Raw genomic sequence first — 20678 nt, 5'->3', positions numbered from 1 at the left:
AGCAAAGCTTGCTCGCGAAACAGGCGCCTCGATTTCTGAAAGACCGTAGCGCCGCCATCGCGGGCAAGCCTTGCTCCCACAAAGCGGGGCGGGGCGACGTTTCGCTAAATCCCCTCGCCACAAGGTTTCGTGCCAAATGCTGTGATCACTCTACCCAGACATCGCCGCCACATCCATCGCCTTCAGTAGAGCCCAAGGCCCTGGATCCGTTACCATGCCGCTCTTATTTCGGGATGGGCGGGGAGACGCTGGTGGAATTTTTGCTCTATCTGCTGCTCGGCGCCTGCGCCGGCGTGCTGGCCGGGTTGTTCGGCGTGGGGGGCGGGATCATCATCGTCCCGGTGCTGGTGTTCAGTTTCACCTTGCAAGGCTTCGACCCGCAGGTATTGACGCACCTGGCCGTCGGCACCTCGCTGGCGTCGATCATCTTCACTTCGGTCAACGCCGTACGCGAGCATCAGCGCAAGGGCGCGGTGCGCTGGCCAGTGTTCGCCTGGATGACCGTCGGCATCCTGATCGGTGCCGGTTTTGGCGCGATCACCGCCGAAGCGATTTCCGGCCCGCACCTGCAGAGGATCATCGGCGTGTTCGCCCTGGTCGTCGCCGCGCAATTGGCCCTGGACCTCAAGCCCAAGGCCAGCCGTACGGTGCCAGGCAAGGGCGGCCTGACCTTGGCCGGCACGGTGATCGGCTGGGCCTCGGCGATCTTCGGCATTGGCGGCGGTTCGCTGACCGTGCCGTTCCTGACCTGGCGCAGCGTGCCGATGCAGCAAGCGGTCGCGACGTCATCGGCTTGCGGGCTGCCCATCGCCGTGGTCAGCGCATTAAGTTTCATGATTCTGGGCTGGCACGATCCGTTGTTGCCGGCCCATAGTCTCGGTTTTGTATATTTGCCGGCGCTGCTGGGCATCGCCTTGACCAGCATGGTCTTCGCCCGTTTCGGTGCGCGGCTGGCCCATCGTCTGTCGCCGCGCTTGCTCAAACGGCTGTTCGCCGCCTTGCTGTTCTGCGTCGGCTTGAGTTTCCTGTTCTGACGCAATCCTGGCTTAATCCCGAGGTGGCAGCGTCGCCCGGGTATTTTTGACGTTTACGAGGAATATCAATGCTGCCTTACCCGCAGATCGATCCGGTAGCCCTGGCCATCGGCCCGCTGAAAATCCACTGGTACGGCCTGATGTACCTGGTCGGCATCGGCGGCGCCTGGCTGCTGGCGTCGCGCCGGCTCAACCGTTTCGACCCGACCTGGAACAAGGAAAAGCTCTCCGACCTGGTGTTCTGGCTGTCCATGGGCGTGATCGTCGGCGGGCGCCTGGGCTACGTGCTGTTCTATGACCTGAGCGCCTACCTGGCCAACCCGACGCTGATCTTCGAGGTCTGGAAGGGCGGCATGTCGTTCCACGGCGGGTTCATCGGCGTGATGCTGGCGGCGTTGTGGTTCGGCAAGCGCAACAACAAGTCGTTTTTCGAGCTGATGGACTTCGTCGCGCCGATGGTGCCGATTGGCCTGGGCGCCGGGCGCATCGGCAACTTCATCAACGCCGAGTTGTGGGGCAAGCCGACCGACGTGCCGTGGGCGATGATCTTCCCGCCGTTCAGTGACCCGGCACAGTTGCCGCGCCATCCGTCGCAGCTGTACCAGTTCGCCCTCGAAGGCGTGGCATTGTTCCTGATCCTCTGGCTGTTCTCGCGCAAGCCGCGGCCAACCATGGCGGTATCGGGCATGTTCGCGCTGTTCTACGGGATCTTCCGCTTCATCGTCGAATTCGTCCGCGTACCGGACGCACAGCTCGGCTACCTGGCGTGGAACTGGCTGACCATGGGCCAGGTGTTGTGCCTGCCGATGATCGTCGGCGGCCTGGCGCTGATCTGGCTGGCCTATCATCGCGCGCCAGCTGCGGCGGCCAAGGTTTAAAATTCGCACCCCGGGGCGCTGGCCCCGGGTTCAAGGACACAGGTAACCCATGAAGCAATATCTCGATCTGGTGGCCCACGTCATCAAGAACGGCACCAAGCAAGCCAACCGCACCGGCGTGAACACCATCAGCTTTCCCGGCGCCATGCTGCGCTATGACCTGAAGGACGGTTTCCCGGCCATCACCACCCGCAAAATGGCCTTCAAATCGGCCATCGGCGAGATGTGCGGTTTTCTGCGTGGGGTCAACAACGCCGCCGAATTCCGTGCCCTGGGCTGCAAGGTCTGGGACCAGAACGCCAACGAAAACGCCCAGTGGCTGGCCAACCCGTTCCGCCAGGGCGAAGACGACCTGGGCGAGATCTACGGCGTGCAATGGCGCAAATGGCCGGCCTACAAACAGATCCCTTCGAGCAACCCGGCGGCCATCGAGCAAACCCTGGCCCAAGGCTACCGGCAGATTGCCGAAGGCGAAGAAAACGGCCAGACCTACGTGGTGCTGTACAAGGCCATCGACCAGGTTCGCCAGTGCGTCGACACCATCATCAAGGACCCGGGCAGCCGCCGTATCCTGTTCCATGGCTGGAACTGCGCCCAACTCGATGAAATGGCCCTGCCGCCATGTCATCTGCTCTACCAGTTCCACCCGAATGTCGAGACCGGGGAAATTTCCCTGACCCTCTACATCCGCTCCAACGACCTGGGCCTGGGCACGCCGTTCAACCTCACCGAAGGCGCCGCGCTGCTGAGCCTGATCGGCCGCCTGACCGGCTACACGCCGCGCTGGTTCACCTATTTCATTGGTGATGCCCACGTCTACGAAAACCACCTGGACATGCTCAACGAACAACTCAAGCGCGAGCCGTTCCCGATGCCGAAACTGGTGATTTCCGAGCGCGTGCCGGAGTTCGCCAAGACCGGTGTGTACCAGCCTGAATGGCTGGAACTCGTGGAGCCGAGCGACTTCTCCCTCGAAGGCTACCAGCACCACGCGCCGATGACCGCGCCGATGGCGGTCTAAAAGAATCCCACCATCCCCTTGTGTGCGGGCCCCGTGGGAGCAAAGCTTGCTCGCGACGAACGATAACGCGATCTACTGACGGATCGAGGTGTTTCCATCGCGAGCAAGCTTTGCTCCCACAGGCTCACCCATAGGCCGTTCTGTGTATTCGGATTGGCAGCAAGGGCTCAATGCCCATGACTCCTGCCCACATGTGAATGCTCCACCTCCGGCGCCACCGCCCCGCTCACCTCCAGGCGCTGCAAGATCCCGCATTGATCCAGGTCCGGCCCTTCGCCACAGCGATGGCGCAGGTCGATCAGTTGTGTCTGCAAGGCCAACAGACCATCGATGCGAGCCTTCACGTGCTGGATGTGTTCGTCGATCAGTGCATTGACGCTTTCGCACTGGTCCTGGGGGCTGTCGCGCAGGGCCAGGAGGCTGCGGATTTCTTCCAGGGTCATGTCCAGGGTGCGGCAGTTGCGGATGAATGTCAGCCGCTCGGCATGGGCCTGGGTATAGACGCGGTAATTGCCATCGCTGCGGGCCGGTTCCGGCAGCAGGCCTTCGCGCTCGTAATAGCGGATGGTCTCGACCTGGCAGTCGGTGATTTTCGCCAGTTCTCCGATCTTCATGGTGCGGCCTCCCAAATAGGTGCTTGACCCTATAGTGGCTACAGGGTCTTTACTGCGCAACAGGCACTTTTCACGGACGTACCCGATGAGCGACTCCCTCCATATCCACAAACCCGCCCACGACCATGACCACGGGCATTCCTGCTGCGCGTCGAAAGCGGCACCGGCGGTGGTCAACCTCGGCAAGACGCCGACGGACGGTGCGCGGCTGAGCAGTTTTCGCATCGAAGCCATGGACTGCCCCACCGAACAGACGCTGATCCAGAACAAGCTCGGCAAGCTCGAAGGCGTGCAGCAACTGGAATTCAACCTGATCAACCGCGTGCTGGGCGTGACCCACGATTTGCCCAGCGACGCGCCAATCATCAAGGCCATCGAGTCCCTGGGGATGCAGGCCGACCCACTGACCCCAGGCCAGAAACCAGAAACCAACGACCTGCCCGCCCCAGCCAAGCCCTGGTGGCCGCTGGCGTTGTCCGGCGTGACAGCCCTGGGCGCCGAGGTGATTCACTTCACCAACGCCGCGCCAAACTGGGTGGTCGCGCTGGTGGCGTTGGTGTCGATCCTCAGCGGCGGCCTGGGTACGTACAAGAAGGGTTGGATCGCCCTGAAGAACCGCAACCTGAACATCAATGCGCTGATGAGCATCGCCGTGACCGGTGCGGTGTTGATCGGCCAATGGCCGGAAGCGGCGATGGTGATGTTCCTGTTCACCGTGGCCGAACTGATCGAAGCCAAATCCCTGGACCGGGCGCGCAATGCTATCGGCGGCCTGATGCAAATGGCCCCGGAGCAAGCCACCGTGCAACAGGCCGATGGCAGTTGGCAGGTACAAGCGGTCAAGGCTATCGCCCTCGGCGCGCGCGTGCGAGTGCGCCCCGGCGAGCGCGTGGGCCTGGACGGTGACGTGGTCGCCGGACGCTCCACCATCGATCAGGCACCGATCACCGGCGAAAGCCTGCCGGTGGAAAAAACCGTTGGCGACAAAGTATTCGCCGGCACCATCAACCAGGCCGGCGAACTGGAGTACACCGTGACCGCGGCGGCCGATCACTCCACTCTGGCGCGAATCATCCACGCCGTGGAACAGGCCCAGGGCTCCCGCGCGCCGACCCAGCGCTTCGTCGATCAGTTCTCGAAAATCTACACCCCGGCGGTGTTCATACTGGCCTTGGCCGTGGCCGTCATCCCACCGCTGTTCATGGGCGCGGCATGGTTCGACTGGATCTACCGGGCGCTGGTGCTGCTGGTGGTGGCCTGCCCGTGCGCACTGGTGATTTCCACACCCGTGACCATCGTCAGCGGCCTCGCCGCCGCGGCGCGCAAAGGCATCCTGGTCAAAGGCGGCGTGTACCTGGAGGGCGGCTACAAGCTCGACTACCTGGCCTTGGACAAGACCGGCACGCTCACCCACGGCAAGCCGGTGCAAACCGACTATGTGGCGCTGGACCCCACCGTGGAAAGCACCGCCCCGGCCCTCGCCGCCAGCCTCGCCGCGCGCTCCGACCATCCGGTGTCCCGGGCAGTCGCCAACGCGGCTGTGGATAAGCAATTGGCCCCGCAGGTTGTGGATAACTTCGAGGCGCTCGGCGGGCGCGGCGTTCGCGGCGACATCGGTGGCCAGACCTACCACCTGGGCAATCATCGCCTGGTGGAGGACCTGGGCCTGTGCTCTCCCGAGCTGGAAGAAAAACTCTTCGCCCTGGAAAAACAAGGCAAGTCCGTGGTGCTGCTGCTCGACAGTACAGGCCCCTTGGCGCTGTTTGCCGTGGCGGACACCGTTAAGGATTCCAGCCGCGAAGCCATTCGGGAGCTGCATGACCTGGGCATCAAGACCCTGATGCTCACTGGCGATAACGTCCACACCGCTGAAGCGATCGCCGCCCAGGTGGGCATGGATCAGGCCCGCGGCGATTTGTTGCCGGAGGACAAGCTGCAAGCCATCGAAGACTTGTACACCCTGGGTCACCGTGTCGGCATGGTCGGCGACGGCATCAACGACGCACCGGCCCTGGCCCGCGCGGAAATCGGCTTCGCCATGGCGGCGGCCGGCACCGACACGGCCATCGAAACCGCTGATGTGGCGTTGATGGACGATGATCTGCGCAAGATCCCAGCCTTCATTCGCCTGTCGCGGCAGACTTCAAGCATCCTGAAACAGAACATTGCCCTGGCGTTGGTCATCAAGGCGATCTTCCTTGGGGTGACCTTCGCCGGCTTCGCCACCATGTGGATGGCGGTGTTTGCCGACATGGGGGTGAGTTTGCTGGTGGTGTTCAATGGGTTGCGGTTGTTGCGTAAATAAGAAGTCTTAGGTGGCTGGACGGGCCCTATCGCGAGCAAGCTTTGCTCCCACAGTTGGCGCTTTGTGAATACAGCGTTTTGAACTCACAGCAGATCTGCTGTGGGAGCAAAGCTTGCTCGCGATGGGCTGCACAGCAGCCCCAAAAAACAAGGTCACTCGCGCTTGGGCTCGCGGATCTTGTACCAGGCCACATACAGCGCCGGCAGGAACAGCAATGTCAGCAGGGTGGCGATGATGATCCCGCCAATCATCGCGTAGGCCATCGGCCCCCAGAACACTTCCCGGGCAATCGGGATCATCCCCAGGCTCGCCGCGGCCGCCGTCAGCAGGATCGGCCGGCGCCGGTGTTCGGTGGCCTCCACCACCGCATCCCAGGGCTCGTAGCCGTCACGTTCATACTCGTCGATCTGGGTCACCAGGATCACCGAGTTACGGATGATGATGCCGATCAACGCGAGGATCCCGAGGATCGCCACGAAACCCATAGGCGTGCCCGTCGGCACCAGCGCCAGCACCACGCCGATCAAGCCCAGGGGCGCGACGCTGGCCACCAGGAACAGTTTCTGCACGCTGTGCAGCTGGATCATCAGGAAGGTCGCCATCAAGAACAGCATCAGCGGCACGACACTGGCGATCGGCCCCTGGGCCTTGCTGCTCTCTTCCACCGTACCACCGGTGGCGACTTTGTAGCCCACCGGCAGGCCAGCGGCGAACTTGTCGATGGCCGGTTGCAGCTGCTTGACCAGGTCGGTGGGCTGGATTTCATCGCGCACCGCCGCCTTGATGGTGATGGTCGGTTTGCGGTCGCGACGCCACACCAGCGGCTGCTCCAGTTCATAGCCCACCGTGGCGAACGCCAGCAGCGGGATCGAGGTGCCGCTCGGGGTGACGATCTGCAGATTTTGCAGGGTTTCCGGTGAGCCGCGCTCGGCGTCTTCGGCCCGGCCCACCACATTGATCAAGTAGATATCGTCATCGACCTGGGTCACTGGAGACCCGCTGACGATGCTGTTCATCAGCCTGGCCACGTCATCGGAAGACAAGCCCAGTTGCCGCGCCTTGTCCTGGGCGATGTCGATGCGCAGCACCTTGCCCGGCTCGTTCCAGTCGTAAATGATTTCGCCGATGTGCGAGTTCTTGTCCAGTTCGGTGGCCAGCTCGATCGCATGCTTGCGCACCTGGTCGATGTCCTTGCCGCTGACCCGGTACTGGATCGGCCGACCCACCGGCGGGCCCATTTCCAGGGCCTGCACGTAGCTGCCGATGCCGACGAAGTCTTCACGCAGGCGCTTTTGCAGGCGTTCGGTGAGGGCGGTGCGCGACTCCAGGCCTTTACTGACGATCACCAGTTGCGCGTAGTACGGGTTCTGCAATTGCTGGTCCAGCGGCAGGTAGAAACGAATGGCGCCTTCGCCGATGTAAGTGCTCCAGCGCTCGATGTCCGGGTCGCCCTTGAGGCTCGCCTCCAGGCGATCGACGACCTTGCGGGTCTCGTCCATCGAAGCGTTTTGCGGCAGGTTGAGGTCCACCAGGATTTCCGGCCGGTCCGAGGACGGGAAGAACTGGTTCTGCACAAAGCGCATGCAAAACACCGCCAGCACGAACAGCAGCACGGTGATGCCAATGGCCCACCAGCGATTGCGCATCGCCCACAGCAGGCCACCGTTGAAGGCCCGGCCGATCCGACCCGGCTCAGCGCTGTGGGGTTTCACGTTGGTGCTGAGGATGTGCACGCCAATCACCGGGGCGAAGAGCACCGCGACGATCCACGAAACCAGCATTGCCACGGCGATCACCGCGAACAGGGTAAAGGTGTACTCACCGGCGGAACTGGCGTTCAGGCCAATGGGCACGAAACCGGCCACGGTCACCAGGGTCCCGGTGAGCATCGGGAACGCGGTCGAGGTATAGGCGAACGTCGCGGCCTGGTCCTTGCTGTCGCCTTTTTCCAGGCGCGTGACCATCATCTCCACGGTGATCATCGCGTCATCCACCAGCAGGCCGAGGGCGATGATCAAGGCGCCGAGGGAAATCCGCTGCATGGTGATGCCGCTGTACTCCATGAACAGGAAGACCATCGCCAGCACCAGCGGAATCGAGCAGGCCACCACCAGCCCGGCCCGTATGCCGAGACTGACGAAGCTGACGAGCAGGACGATGATCACCGCCTCGAACAAGGCGCTGGTGAAGCCACCGACCGCCTCCTCCACCACTTCGGCCTGGTCCGACACGGTATGCACGCCAACGCCCACCGGCAGGTCAGCGGTCAGCTCGCTCATGCGCGCATGCAACGCCTTGCCGAAATCCTGGATGTTGCCGCCCTTCTTCATCGCGATAGCCAGGCCGATGGCTGGCGTGCCATTGAAACGGAACATCGGTGTGGCGGGGTCGACGTAGCCGCGACGGATGTCGGCGATGTCGGCCAGTCGATAGAAGCGGTCATTGAGCCGCAGGTTGACGTTGGCCAGGTCCTTTTCCGACTGGAATTGCCCGGACGTGCGCACGGAAATCCGCTCGGGCCCGGCGTCGATGACCCCGGCAGGCGTGACCGCGTTCTGCGATTGCAGGCTCTGCACCACCTGGCGTTGATCGATGCCCAGGGCCGCGAGTTTGCGCGTGGAGAAGTTCAGGTACAGCACTTCGTCCTGCTCGCCCACCATCTCGACCTTGCCCAGGCCCGGTACGCCACGGATCTCGGCGCGCACCTGTTCCACGTAGTCACGCAACTGGCGCATCGACAAACCATCGCCGGTGAAGGCATACACCGAGCCGTACACGTCGCCGAATTCGTCATTGAAACCAGGCCCCTGCAAGCCGTCAGGGAAATCGCCGCGAATGTCGTTGATCTTCTTGCGCACCTGGTACCAGATCTCGGGAATTTCCTTGGCCCCGGTGGTATCGCGCAGGTACACGAACACCGTCGATTCTCCCGGACGGGTGTAACTCTTGACGTAGTCGAGGGAGTCGAGTTCTTCGAGTTTCTTCTCGATGCGATCAGTGACCTGCTTGAGGGTTTCCTCCTGGGTCGCGCCGGGCCAACGGGTCTGGATGACCATGGTCTTGATGGTGAACGACGGGTCTTCTTCGCGCCCCAGGTTCATGTACGAAAACACGCCCATCAACAGCGCAACGAACATCAGGTACCAGACGAACGACTGATGCCGCAGGGCCCATTCGGACAGGTTGAAAGGCCCTTTCATCGTGCGTCCTCATCGAGTTTCACTTTCTGCCCCGGCTGGAGACTGTTCACACCAGCGCTGACCACGCGGTCGCCAGCCTTGATGCCGTTGGCCACCAGCACCGAGTCGGCCGAACGTTCGAGAATCCGCACGTCACGGGGCGAGACTGTCTGGTTCTGCGGGTCGACCAACCAGATGCGGGCCTTGCCGTCGACTTCTTGCAGCGCGCTGAGTGGCAGCTCGATGCGTGGCTCGATGGTCGAACTCAGGGTCACGCTGATCGCCGTGCCCAGGCGAAAGCCGGGTGGTGTATCGGCCAGCGTCAGGCGCGCGCGACGGGTACGGGTGGCACTCTGGGCCTGGGGTTCGATCTCGCGCACGGTGGCGGTGGTATGAATGCTCGGGTCCAATTGCGCGGCGACCTCGAACACCACGTCCGCGGGCAGGCGTTCGACCAACCCGGCCGGCAGGTCGATCACCGCTTCCTTGATGTCCGGACGGGCCAGGGTCACCACTTGCTGGCCGGCGGTGACCACCTGCCCGGCTTCGGCATTCCAGGCCGTGACGATCGCGTCGTGGTCGGTGCGCAGCTCGCTGTAGTTGAGTTGGTCGCGGGCCTGCTCCACCGAGGCGCGGGCCTGTTCGAGGGACGCGCCAGTGGTTTTCAAGTCGGTCTGGGCGATGTCCAACTGCGCCTGGGCGCCGACGCCACGGTCGAACAATTGTTGCTGGCGACGGGCATTGGCCTGGGCATTGATGTACTGCGCCTCGATCCGCGCCAGGTCGCCCTGGGCGGCGCGCAACTGGTTCTGCTGGTCGGTGGGATCGAGGGTGGCGAGCAGGTCGCCTTTCTTCACTTCGGCGCCGACATCGACATTGCGGCTGGCGATCCGCCCCGGCACACGGAAGCCCACGTTGCTCTCGTAACGCGCCTGGATATTGCCGGCAAACCGTCCAAGCGCCTGTTGGTCGAGGGCCCGGACCTCGACGGACAACACCGGACGCACCGGTTCGGGCGGTGCTTCCTCCTTGGAACAGGCGGCCAGCAAGAGTCCGGCCGAGATCATCCACAAACGCTTCATGGCTGGGCTCCCGGCGTGGATTTTTCATGGGTGTTTTCAGCGATCTCGACGCGTACGCCGGGGTGCAGCAATTGCCCGCCGGCGGTGACGATTTTCTCGCCGCCCTTGAGGCCGTCGCTGATGATGACCTTGCCGGTCAGGTAGCGGCCGACCGTCACCGTATGCAACTGCGCCTTGCCTTCACCGTCCACCAGCCACACGGCCGGGTCGCTGAGGTTCTTGGTCAGGGCCGACCAAGGCAGTTCGAAGGCAGTCTTGCCGGCGGACTTGGCCGTGGCGCTGACCACCGACCCCAGGCGCATGCCTTCGGGTAAATCATTGAGGGTGACCTTGACCTGCACCGTGCCGGTCTGGGCAGACACCGCCGGGGTGATCTCGCGTACCGTACCAGTGGTCTTGATGGCGGGGTTATCCAGCAAACTGATAGTGATGGCAGGATCCGACGGCGGTTCGCTCAACAGCGATTCGTAGATGTTGAACACCGCGTCGCGTTCGCCGTCCCGGGCCAGGCTGAAGATCGGCTCCGTGGCCTGCACCACCTGGCCGACTTCAGCCTGGCGCGCGGTGATGATGCCCGGTGCCTCGGCAATCAGTGCGGTGTAGCTCAGTTGTTCGCGAGCGTTGGCCAGTTGGGCCTGGGCGGCGGTCAGCGCACTCTGGCTGCTGCGCAGTTGGGCCTGGGCCGCGTCATATTCGCTCTGGCTGGTATAGCCCTTGGGCAGGAGTTTCTGCTGGCGCACGAAGGCCGCCGCACTCTGCTTGACCCGCGCCTGCTCGGCGGCCACCTGGGCCTCGGCGGAGTCGACATTGGTCTGCAAGTCACGGGGATCGAGCCGGGCCAGTATTTGCCGGGCCGAGACTCGGTCGCCGACATCGACCTTGCGCTCGATGATCTTACCGCCCACACGAAACGACAGGTCGGCCTGTACCCGCGCCTGGACATCGCCAGTCAGGGTCACCGAGGCGGCGTATTCGCTGGGCACGGCTTGCTGCACAAAGACCCGTGGCAGGGCTTTTTCCGCAGGCTTTTCATCACCGCATCCGGCCAGTAGCGCGCAAAGGCCCAGGCCAACTACCAGTTTGATTCGGGGACCAGCCATGCAGACTCCTATGCGCTGTACGGACGTACCAGTGACGATACGACTGTGAGCTTAGAACAGGGTTCAACGAATACAATAGGTGCCGCAGATCAGGCACACTGATCGCCTCCCTGTAGGAGCCTGCGCATGCTCAAGACCCTGGCGGTGGCCAATTATCGATCCATCAACAAACTGGTCATCCCCCTGGGCCGGCTGAACCTGATCACCGGCCCCAACGGCAGCGGCAAGTCCAATCTGTACCGAGCCCTGCGCCTGTTGGCCGAGACGGCCCAGGGTGGAGTGGTCAACGCCCTGGCCCGCGAAGGCGGACTGGACTCGACCTTCTGGGCCGGCCCGGAAGAAATCAGCCGCCGCATGCGCAACGGCGAGGTGCCGGTCCAGGCAGTTGTGCGCCAGGGCACCAAGCGCTTGCGCCTGGGATTCGCCGGTGAAGACTTCAGCTATTCGATTGCCTTGGGCCTGCCGGAACCCAGTCTTTCAGCGTTTTCGCTGGATCCGGAGATCAAGCGTGAATGCATCTGGGCCGGTCCGGTGTTTCGGCCGGCCAGCCTGCTGGTGGATCGCAACGGGCCGATGATCCGTGCCCGCGAAGGCCGTTCATGGGATGTGCTGGCCCAGCACACGCCGACCTTCGACAGCCTGTTCGACCAGGTCGGCAGCCTGCGCACTTCGCCGGAGGTCCTGCAGATGCGCGAGTTCATTCGTCGCTGGCGCTTCTACGACCATTTCCGCAGCGACGCCGACGCGCCAGTGCGCCAACCGCAACTGGGCACCCGCACGCCGGTACTGCACCACGACGGACGCGACCTGGCCGCCGCGCTGCAGACCATCCTTGAAATCGGTGACGTCGAGGCCTTGCATGCCGCCATCGGCGACGCGTTCCCCGGTGCCCACCTGCACATCGAGAAACTGCAAGGCGGACGTTTCGCCATCGCGTTCCAACAGCACGGCCTGCTGCGGCCGCTGTCCGCCGCCGAACTGTCCGACGGAACCCTGCGCTATCTGTTACTGGTGGCCGCCCTGCTCACCCCGCGCCCACCCTCGCTGATGGTGCTCAACGAACCGGAAACCAGCTTGCACCCGGATCTGTTGCCGGCCTTGGCGCGGTTGATCATCCGCGCTTCAGCCAATTGCCAGGTCTGGGTGGTGTCCCACGCCACGCGCCTGATCGCCGCACTGGAGCAGGATGAGGACTGCAATTGCATCGTGCTGGAAAAGGAGCTTGGACAGACCGGGATTGTCGGGCAGCGGGCGCTGGATGAACCGGCTTGGCATTGGCCGGATTAATCAGCGCCAGATAAACCGAATCGCGAGCAAGCTCGCTCCCACAGGAGGAATGGTGTTCGACCGCAAATCTTCCGCCCTCCGCCGGCCAATGTGGGAGCGAGCCTGCTCGCGATGCGGTCCTTGAGGCGCTGCAACTGTCAGGAAATCAACCCTGCCATTTGCCACCCTCGACAATCACGCTCTCAGGCTTGGTGTCATCGCTCAATTCCTTGCGCACGTACTGGTCGTACAGCTTGAGCAGGTATTTCTCTTCACCCAGCTTCGCCAACTCGGCATTGACCCAATCACGCAGCTCGACATTGCCCTTCTTCACCGCCGGCGCAATCGGCGCTTCGGCGCCCAGTGTCTGCGCCAGCACGCGATAACCCGGGTTCTGCTTGGCCCAACTGAACAGCACCAGGTTGTCCTGGGCATAGGCGTCGCCACGACCGTTGGCCAGTGCTTGCAAGGACTCGGAGTTCTTCTCGAACTTGAGCAGTTTCCAATCCGGGTGATTCTTGGTCAGCCAGATATCCGCCGTGGTGCCGGTGGTGACAATGGTGGTACGGGTCGCCAGGTCATCGAGGCTTTTCACTTCGCTGGCCTGTGGCACCAGTGCCTGCACGGCGACTTTCAGATTCGGGTTGGTGAACTCCACCGCTTCCTTGCGCTCCGGGGTCACGGTCATGTTGGCCAGGATCAGGTCGACCTTGTCACTTTGCAGGAACGGAATCCGGCTCGCCGGCTCGACCGCGACGAACTCGACCTTGTTTTCATCGCCGAGCAGGTCCTTGGCGAATCGACGGCCAATGTCGGTATCGAAGCCGACATAACGCCCGGCCTCATCGACGAAGCCAAACGGTGGCTTGTCGGTGAAGACCCCGACGATCAATTTATCCCGCGCCTTGATTTTGTCCAGGTAGCTGGCCGGCGCGGTGCTTTGGCTTGCGGTTTTCGGCTTTGGCGGTTCTTCGGTTTTATTGCAGCCGGCCAGCAGTGCAAGACCGAGCAGCGGCAGTAGCAGCAGAGAAGACTTGGCAGTTTTCATGACAGTTGCAGTTCCTTTGTTTGAGTCGTTTTGGGTAGTGCGGCGACGTAGGAGAACTTCTCCAGGAACTGCTGCGCTCGTGCGGTTTGCGGGTTCGTAAAGAAAATCTCGGGAGGGTTTTGTTCAAGGATTCGCCCGGCATCCATGAACACAATGCGGTCAGCCACGGCCCGGGCGAAGGCCATTTCGTGGGTGACGATCAACAGCGTCATGCCTTCGCGGGCCAGGCCCTGGATGACCTCCAGCACTTCCTTGACCATTTCCGGGTCGAGGGCGGCGGTGACCTCGTCGAACAACATGACCTTGGGGTTCATGCACAGCGAGCGAACGATGGCGATGCGTTGCTGCTGGCCGCCGGAGAGCTGGCGTGGAAAGGCATCGCGCTTGTCCAGCAGGCCCACCCGGGCCAGCAGGGCTTCGGCCTGGTCGCGCGCTTCGCGGCGGTCGCGTTTCTGTACTTTGACCGGGCCGAGCAGCAGGTTATCGAGCACACTCATGTGCGGGAACAGATGGTAGCTCTGGAACACCATGCCGATCCGCTGTCGTACTTCACGCCAGTCGGTGCTTTTGTCCAGCAACTCGCGACCGGCGAATCTCAGGCTGCCGCTGTGGGCCGCTTCCAGCCCATTGAGGCAACGCAGCAAGGTACTTTTGCCGCACCCACTGGGGCCGAGGACGACGATCACTTCGCCGGCCTTCACTTGCAGGTCGATGCCGTCCAGCACCTGCTGCTCGCCGAAAAACTTGTTGAAACCCTTGAACTCGATCAATGCGCTCATGCTTGCGTCCAGCGCCGCTCCAGCACGCGCGAGGCGGCCGAGAGCGGGTAGCAGATGAAAAAGAAAAACAGGAATAGCGCGCCGTAGATCAGCACGGATTCATAGGTACGCTCGATGATCTGCTGGCCAACCTTGATCACATCCACCACGCCGATCAGCACGGCCAGAGAGCTGGTCTTGATGATGCGCGTGTAGACGTTGATGGTTGGCGGCGTCATGCGTTTGAGCGCTTGCGGCAGCAGTACATGGCCGTAGAGTTGCGGACCGTTCAGGCCAATGGACAAACCCGCCTCGCGCTGGCCGCGCGGCAACGAATGCAAGGCGCCGCGCACCACTTCCCCGACTTCACTGGCGCCCCACAACGACAGCACCAGCACCGCGCACCAAAAACTTGGAAGGCTCAGGCCGAAAAAGATCGGCAGGCCGAAGAACAGCAAATACAACCAGACCAGCACCGGGATCGCCCGGAACAATTCCAGGTAGACCCGCAGGACGACGTCCAGCCACTTCACGCCCAACGTACGCAACACGCCGTAAAGCACGCCGCCAACGGTGCTGATGGCGATGCTCAGCAAGGAAATCGACAGGGTTTGCGCAGCGCCCTTGCCCAGTTGCGGCAACGACACCCACAACAATTCAAGACCCGAACTGGCCATGCTGGAGCCTCCTTTCCAGACGGCTGAGCAGCAGCGACAACGGCAAAAACAGCAGCACGCAAATCAGCGTCAGCACGGCGAGCATTTCGTAGGTCTTGTAATAGAGCGCGATGTAGCTTTTGGTGGTGTAGAGAATCTCCGGCACCGCTACGGCCGAGACCACGGTGGTCTCCTTCAGCAGGAAAATGAAATTGGCGAACAGCGACGGCAGGCTGAGGATCCCGGCCTGCGGCAGGATCACGTAGCGCAACAACTGCCCATGGGACAGCCCGATGGAGCGACCGGATTCCAATTGCGCCTGGGGCACCGCGTCCACACCCGCACGCAGCACTTCCGTGAGGTAGGCACCGCCCAGGAACGTCATGGTAATGATCGCCGCCGCAAACCCCGAGACCTTGATACCCAGCGCCGGCAAGGCAAAGTAGACGAAGAACAGCTGGATGAGCAGCGGCGTGTTGCGCGCCAGTTCCACATACAGCCCCACCAGGCGTTGCAGGTAAGGCGTGCGCGACACCAGGATCGTTGCGTTGACCAGCGCCACCAGCAGCGATGTGGCGATGGCGATAAGGCCGACCTGCAGCGTCACGCCCACGGCCTTGAGAAACGCCGGGAGGGTGCTGAGGATAAAAGCGTAATCGAAGTTCATTGAACATCCTGGACGCCGCTCGGTAAGCGGCGGTAGTGCGGTCCATGGGCAGCGGATAGCTGCTCGGCAGGAGCTGACTTTAAAGGTATAAGAAGCGCAATTTAAATACCGTTAAAGCATATTGATATCACACAAAAAACTATTCCCCCGATTTGCCGCGATGGGCAAAGCCGACTATTTTTCTTTGCGTCGCAGGGAGGACTTTTGTCCGAAATCCCCGAACCATTACAAGGAAGAAGACATGGCTGACGTAAAAGTGCCGCAGCGACTGGAACCGCAGGAAATACTGAAATTGTTGGTGGCGTTGCGCAGGGCATTGAAGACCAGGGTGGCCTGACAACTAGTGTGGCGAGGGGATTTATCCCCGCTGGGTTGCGCAGCAGCCCCAAAGCCTGAAGGCGCAGTGCGTCAGATCCAGCGAACCCATCCAGTCCACGGGTCTGCTGCGCAGCCCAGCGGGGATAAATCCCCTCGCCACAGGACAGGTTCGACTCGTCTCAAATAAATAACCTCCCCCACGGGATCTCGAGCACAAAAAAACGCCGACGCTGTATCAGCCGTCGGCGCTTGAAACCGTGAAAGGGTTTAGTGCACCAATCAGAACGCCGGCAGTACCGCGCCGCTGTATTTCTTCTCGATGAACGCCTTCACTTCCGGGCTGGTCAAGGCCTTGGCCAGTTTCTGGATGGCCGGGCTGTCCTTGTTGTCCGGACGGGCTACCAGGAAGTTGACGTAAGGCGAATCCGCACCTTCGATCACCAAGGCATCCTTGGCCGGGTTAAGACCCGCTTCCAGGGCATAGTTGGTGTTGATCAGGTCCAGGTCGACCTGGTCCAGCACACGCGGCAGCATGGCCGATTCCAGCTCCTTGAACTTGAAGTTGTGCGGGTTCTTGGCGATATCTTTCGGGGTCGCCAAAGCGTTTTTCGGGTCTTTCAACTCGATCAGGCCAGCCTTTTGCAGCAGGATCAGGGCACGGCCGCTGTTACTGCCTTCGTTGGGCAGCGCGATGGTCGCGCCGTTTGGCAGATCAGCCAGCTTCTTGTACTTCTTCGAGTAGCCGCCGAACGGTTCGACGTGAACGCCGATCACGGTCACCAGGTTGGTGCCTTTACCTTCGTTGAAGTTTTTCAGGTACGGCAGGGTCTGGAAGTAGTTGGCATCCAGGCGCTTCTGGTCAACCTGGACGTTGGGCTGGACGTAGTCGGTGAAGACCTTGATCTCCAAGTCAACACCTTCTTTGGCCAGGGCTGGCTTGATCAGTTCAAGGATCTCGGCGTGAGGCACCGGGGTAGCCGCCACTACCAGTTTTTCCGCGGCCTGGGCCAGGCCCGAGGTCAGGGCTGCCGCCAATGCGGTGAACAACAGAACCTTTTTCATGCAGTGTCCTTATCGAAAATCACTGTCGTCATGGACGACGGCCAAATGTGGGAGTGCCAGTGAAGTGCTATCGCTGGCGTGAGGCGGACAATACCGATATTTTTTATTCCTTAACAATATCTTTTATTCAAGTTCATATTCATTTTACTCATATAGAAAAACACCACTTTGTGGCAAGGGGATTTATCCCCTCGCCACAATTCCGGTGTTCTCTATAGCGCTTGGCTCAACTGATTGAGCAGCGCCTTGAGGGCCGTGCGCTCGGCGGCCGTGCCTTGTGCAACGACCTGCGCCACCTGGCGGTCGATCGATTCCAGGGCCGATGACTGGGACGGCAAATTCAAGTGCTCCGGCAAGATTTCATCCCCCGTGCTCACCAGCAACGCGAAGTGAATGACGTTTTCCAGCTCACGGGTATTGCCCGGCCAACTGTGCTGTTCAAGGGCATGCTGTGCCGCCTCGCTGATCAGCGGCACGCTGAGGCCGAGCCGCTGGCTATAGATGCCCAGGAAATATTCGGCCAGGGACAGGATATCGCCCACCCGCTCGCGCAGGGCCGGCAGCTTGAGCTGGCCTTCGCCAAGGTAGTGGTAGAGCCGTTCGTGGAATTTCCCGGCCGCCACCGCTTGGGCCAGATCGATGCTGGTGGCTGCCACCAGACGGACATCCACCGGACTGGGCTGATGTGCACCAACACGGGTGACTTCGTGGTTTTCCAGGGCAGCCAGCAACTTGATCTGGATTGGCAGTGGCAGATCACCGATCTCATCCAGGTAAAGGGTGCCACCATTGGCCGAACCAAACCAACCGGCCCGACTGCTGGCCGAGCCGCTGTAGCTGCCGGCGGCATAGCCGAACAGTTCGGCGTCGGCGTAGGTCGGGCTGATGGCGCCGCAATTGACCGAGACGAACAACCCTCCGCGATCACTTGCGCGATGGATATGCCGGGCAAGCAGCTCCTTGCCGCTCCCGGTTTCGCCACGTATCAGCACCGAGATCGCACGCGGCGCCAATTGCTCCAACTCCTGGCGCAACTGCCGCGAACGGGGGTCGACAAACACCAGCGCCTTGGCGCGAATGCTCAGGGGGCTTTTTTCCGCATCGGGAAAGGTCAGCAATGGCTGACCGAAGGTTTCATGCAAACTCATGGCAGGCTCCCGCCCCAGACCGCCGGGAGACGGGGGGCGCTAAAAATTCAGGCGCGACGCAGGGCGTGATGCTCCATGCGATTTTGCAGACGATAGAGATAAGCGAACCCCTGCTCCCAGCGTTGGTGGCCGGACTTCACGTTGATATGCCCCGCCCCCGCCAGGATGCCGGCCTCGGCCCCCCAGTTGCGTGCCAGCTCCAGGGCGCGCGGGGCGCTCACGGCGGCGTCGTTGTCGGAGCTGACCACTTGGCTGGGGAACGGCAACAAATCAGTGGGAATCGGCGCGAAATTGCGCAGCGCCGGGGCGCAGGCCGGCCGCTCGACATCCGCCGGCGCCACCAGCAATGCCCCACGCACCTGTCGCAGAAACTGCACCGGCGCGGTGGCGGCCCAATGGGCAACCGTGATGCAGCCCAGGCTATGGGCAATCAGGATGACCGGCGTGCTGTCGGCGGCGATGGCTTCGGCCAAAGCCGCGACCCAATCCTCGCGCCGAGGCGTCAACCAGTCGGCCTGCTCGACCCTGGCGCTGTTGGGCAGGCTGTTCTGCCAGTGGGTTTGCCAATGATTTTCTGGCGATCCTTGCCAGCCCGGCACAATCAGGTAGCGAATCGATTCGTTGCGCATGGGTGCTCTCCTGCGTGTCTGTTCCCGGACGAGTATAGGGAGGAGAGCTATATTCTTTAAGGAATAAGAAGCTATTTGTTAATACTTAAAACGAATAACAAGTCAACACCGTGGGAGCGAGCCTGCTCGCGATGGCGATATGTCCGTTACATCAATGTCGACTGACAGTCCGCTATCGCGAGCAAGCTCGCTCCCACAGGTTTCGTATGCGCCTCACTCGCTACGCCCCTTGCGCAGCAACACGTCCAACTGGTCCACCACTTCCGCCCAGTCCGCATCCTCGAGGATTTCTTCACGCAACAATTGCTGCTGGCTTTCGCTCCAGAAAAACGCGTCAGCCAAGTGCAGCTCAGGCTTGAGGGGTGAATGGGTCGCGATGAATTTATCGATCTCAACGGCGTCGTCGGACAGGCCCAATTGCTTGAACAGCGCGGGCAGGCTGTGGATCGGGGGTTCCATGGGGGGGCTCCTGGCAATAAGACCGATTGTTGGGTTCTTTCCCGCAGTCTAGCCCCTCATTGACCGCCAGACTGATCAAAATTCAATCAACCCTCGACTCGACTAGACTTTGAATAACATCCCGACGAATACACGTTGCGGAGGGTCTTGTGAACATTCACTGGTTGACGCTTGCGCTGCTGGCGATCAGCGGGCCTGCGTTCGGCGCCGATAGCCTCGTGCTGCCAGGCACCGATCCCCTGGGTTTCTGGCTGGTCGCCGTTGGCGTGGCCTTGCTGGTCTTCGAGGCGGCCCTGCCCAATTATGGCGTCGCTGGGCTGGGCGGCATTGTCCTGTGTGTGATTGGCGCGGTCATCCTGACCAACGCCGATGTGCCGGTTCCCCTGATGATCGGCCTGGGCCTGGTCAGCGCCTTGCTGCTGATCGCCCTGCTGGTCCGTGCGTTGAAAACACGACCACGCCAACCCGTCAGCGGCGACGCCGCATTGCTGGGCAACATCACTACGGTGACCGCGTTGCAGGGCGGGAATAATCATCATGGCTGGGTCCAATTGGAAGGCGAACGCTGGCAGGTGGCAAGCGCGACGCCGCTGCGCCCTGGGCAAGCGGTACGGGTCATCGCCCGCAAGGGTTTGCTGCTGGAAGTGGCCCCCGCTGATCCACAAGGAGTCTGAGATGGGCATGCAAATCGGTTTTGCGCTGCTGTTGTTGCTGTTGATCGCACTGGCGGGGGCGACGTTCCGGATCCTGCGCGAATACGAACGGGCAGTGGTGTTCCAGCTCGGTCGGTTCTGGCAGGTCAAAGGGCCGGGGTTGATCCTGCTGATTCCGGTAGTCCAGCAGATGATCCGCGTCGACCTGCGCACGATTGTCCTCGACGTGCCGCCCCAGGACGTGATCACCCGGGACAATGTCTCGGTGAAGGTCAACGCGGTGCTGTATTTCCGCGTGCTCGATCCGCAGAAAGCCATCATCCAGGTGGAAAACTTCCTCATGGCCACCAGTCAACTGGCCCAGACCACCTTGCGTGCGGTCCTGGGCAAGCATGACCTGGACCAGTTGCTGGCCGAACGCGAGCAATTGAACAGCGACATCCAGCAAGTACTGGACGCCCAGACCGACGCCTGGGGCATCAAAGTGGCAAACGTCGAGATCAAGCATGTGGATCTCAATGAATCGATGATCCGCGCCATCGCCCGACAAGCCGAAGCCGAACGGGAACGCCGGGCCAAGGTGATCCACGCCGAGGGCGAGTTGCAAGCCTCGGAAAAACTCATGCAGGCCGCCGAAATGCTCGGCCGCCAGCCGGGTGCCATGCAACTGCGCTACATGCAGACGCTGGGGTCGATTGCCGGGGACAAAAGCTCCACCATCGTCTTCCCGTTGCCGATCGAGTTGCTCAAGGGGATGGCGGAGTTGTCGCCCAACAAGTCTTGATGGGCGAAGCGGACACT

Annotated in this window: 19 protein-coding genes; 7 read left to right on the top strand and 12 right to left on the bottom strand. The window is 61.9% G+C overall.

Annotated features, from left to right (window positions below; translation table 11 throughout):
- The first annotated feature begins 251 nt into the window (after positions 1-251).
- The 3 genes from PBDP_RS01400 (at position 252) to PBDP_RS01390 (ending at position 2933) form a co-directional block, all read left to right on the top strand.
- Positions 252-1034 carry a sulfite exporter TauE/SafE family protein gene (locus PBDP_RS01400; protein WP_109752344.1) on the top strand — a complete coding sequence of 261 codons (783 nt, stop codon included), beginning with the start codon at positions 252-254 and terminating at the stop codon, positions 1032-1034.
- A gap of 68 nt (positions 1035-1102) precedes the next feature.
- Positions 1103-1912 carry a prolipoprotein diacylglyceryl transferase gene (gene lgt / locus PBDP_RS01395; protein WP_003196626.1) on the top strand — a complete coding sequence of 270 codons (810 nt, stop codon included), beginning with the start codon at positions 1103-1105 and terminating at the stop codon, positions 1910-1912.
- Positions 1913-1961: 49 nt separating this feature from the next.
- Positions 1962-2933 (top strand): thymidylate synthase, encoded by a 972-nt coding sequence (locus tag PBDP_RS01390; protein WP_109751886.1) that lies wholly within the window; start codon positions 1962-1964, stop codon positions 2931-2933.
- A gap of 167 nt (positions 2934-3100) precedes the next feature.
- On the opposite strand, the gene cadR is transcribed toward PBDP_RS01390, so the two are convergent.
- Positions 3101-3547, bottom strand: coding sequence for a Cd(II)/Pb(II)-responsive transcriptional regulator (gene cadR / locus PBDP_RS01385; RefSeq protein WP_003196623.1), 447 nt, complete (start codon positions 3545-3547; stop codon positions 3101-3103).
- A gap of 85 nt (positions 3548-3632) precedes the next feature.
- Here cadR and PBDP_RS01380 point away from each other — a divergent pair, with 85 nt between their 5' ends.
- The gene (locus PBDP_RS01380) at positions 3633-5852 is read left to right on the top strand and encodes a heavy metal translocating P-type ATPase (protein ID WP_212801725.1); all 2220 of its coding nucleotides are present in this window, start codon (positions 3633-3635) and stop codon (positions 5850-5852) included.
- 152 nt (positions 5853-6004) lie between these two features.
- Here PBDP_RS01380 and PBDP_RS01375 read toward each other — a convergent pair whose 3' ends face one another.
- Genes PBDP_RS01375 through PBDP_RS01365 form a run of 3 tightly spaced genes read right to left on the bottom strand, consistent with a single transcriptional unit; the run spans position 6005 to position 11213 of the window.
- Positions 6005-9052: an efflux RND transporter permease subunit gene (locus tag PBDP_RS01375; protein WP_212801724.1), complete on the bottom strand. Its 3048-nt coding sequence runs from the start codon at positions 9050-9052 to the stop codon at positions 6005-6007.
- Entirely contained in the window at positions 9049-10113 is a 1065-nt protein-coding gene (locus PBDP_RS01370; protein ID WP_109751883.1) for an efflux RND transporter periplasmic adaptor subunit, read from the bottom strand. The genes PBDP_RS01375 and PBDP_RS01370 overlap by 4 nt, the downstream gene beginning before the upstream one ends.
- Positions 10110-11213 (bottom strand): efflux RND transporter periplasmic adaptor subunit, encoded by a 1104-nt coding sequence (locus PBDP_RS01365; RefSeq protein ID WP_109751882.1) that lies wholly within the window; start codon positions 11211-11213, stop codon positions 10110-10112. Before PBDP_RS01365 ends, PBDP_RS01370 begins: the two co-directional genes overlap by 4 nt.
- A gap of 126 nt (positions 11214-11339) precedes the next feature.
- Here PBDP_RS01365 and PBDP_RS01360 point away from each other — a divergent pair, with 126 nt between their 5' ends.
- On the top strand, positions 11340-12500 hold the full coding sequence (locus PBDP_RS01360; protein WP_116833921.1) for an AAA family ATPase: 1161 nt from the start codon (positions 11340-11342) through the stop codon (positions 12498-12500).
- Between the two features lie 145 nt (positions 12501-12645).
- On the opposite strand, the gene PBDP_RS01355 is transcribed toward PBDP_RS01360, so the two are convergent.
- The 8 genes from PBDP_RS01355 to PBDP_RS01320 all read right to left on the bottom strand — a co-directional run bounded on the left by PBDP_RS01355 (position 12646) and on the right by PBDP_RS01320 (position 19224).
- Positions 12646-13527, bottom strand: coding sequence for a transporter substrate-binding domain-containing protein (locus tag PBDP_RS01355; RefSeq protein ID WP_109751880.1), 882 nt, complete (start codon positions 13525-13527; stop codon positions 12646-12648).
- Positions 13524-14306: an amino acid ABC transporter ATP-binding protein gene (locus tag PBDP_RS01350; RefSeq protein ID WP_212801723.1), complete on the bottom strand. Its 783-nt coding sequence runs from the start codon at positions 14304-14306 to the stop codon at positions 13524-13526. The genes PBDP_RS01355 and PBDP_RS01350 overlap by 4 nt, the downstream gene beginning before the upstream one ends.
- Complete coding sequence (locus PBDP_RS01345; protein ID WP_109751878.1) at positions 14303-14962, bottom strand: amino acid ABC transporter permease; 660 nt, start codon at positions 14960-14962, stop codon at positions 14303-14305. Before PBDP_RS01345 ends, PBDP_RS01350 begins: the two co-directional genes overlap by 4 nt.
- Positions 14943-15608, bottom strand: a complete 666-nt coding sequence (locus PBDP_RS01340; RefSeq protein WP_092446076.1) for an amino acid ABC transporter permease — start codon at positions 15606-15608, stop codon at positions 14943-14945. Before PBDP_RS01340 ends, PBDP_RS01345 begins: the two co-directional genes overlap by 20 nt.
- 597 nt (positions 15609-16205) lie before the next feature.
- A complete protein-coding gene (locus PBDP_RS01335) occupies positions 16206-16988 on the bottom strand; it encodes a MetQ/NlpA family ABC transporter substrate-binding protein (protein ID WP_109751877.1) in 783 nt (260 codons plus the stop codon).
- A 212-nt stretch (positions 16989-17200) separates the two neighbouring features.
- On the bottom strand, positions 17201-18136 hold the full coding sequence (locus PBDP_RS01330) for a sigma 54-interacting transcriptional regulator (protein WP_212801722.1): 936 nt from the start codon (positions 18134-18136) through the stop codon (positions 17201-17203).
- A gap of 47 nt (positions 18137-18183) precedes the next feature.
- Complete coding sequence (locus PBDP_RS01325; RefSeq protein ID WP_109751875.1) at positions 18184-18765, bottom strand: alpha/beta hydrolase; 582 nt, start codon at positions 18763-18765, stop codon at positions 18184-18186.
- Positions 18766-18978: 213 nt separating this feature from the next.
- A complete protein-coding gene (locus tag PBDP_RS01320) occupies positions 18979-19224 on the bottom strand; it encodes a DUF2789 domain-containing protein (RefSeq protein WP_109751874.1) in 246 nt (81 codons plus the stop codon).
- Positions 19225-19373: 149 nt separating this feature from the next.
- Here PBDP_RS01320 and PBDP_RS01315 point away from each other — a divergent pair, with 149 nt between their 5' ends.
- Positions 19374-19898: an NfeD family protein gene (locus PBDP_RS01315; protein WP_109751873.1), complete on the top strand. Its 525-nt coding sequence runs from the start codon at positions 19374-19376 to the stop codon at positions 19896-19898.
- A gap of 1 nt (position 19899) precedes the next feature.
- Positions 19900-20661, top strand: coding sequence for a slipin family protein (locus PBDP_RS01310; protein WP_109751872.1), 762 nt, complete (start codon positions 19900-19902; stop codon positions 20659-20661).
- Positions 20662-20678: the final 17 nt, after the last annotated feature.

Source organism: Pseudomonas sp. St290, assembly GCF_018325805.1.
Taxonomy (GTDB): domain Bacteria; phylum Pseudomonadota; class Gammaproteobacteria; order Pseudomonadales; family Pseudomonadaceae; genus Aquipseudomonas; species Aquipseudomonas bijieensis.
Note: the sequence above shows the minus strand (reverse complement) of the source record. Positions and strands in the feature narration are given on the sequence as shown.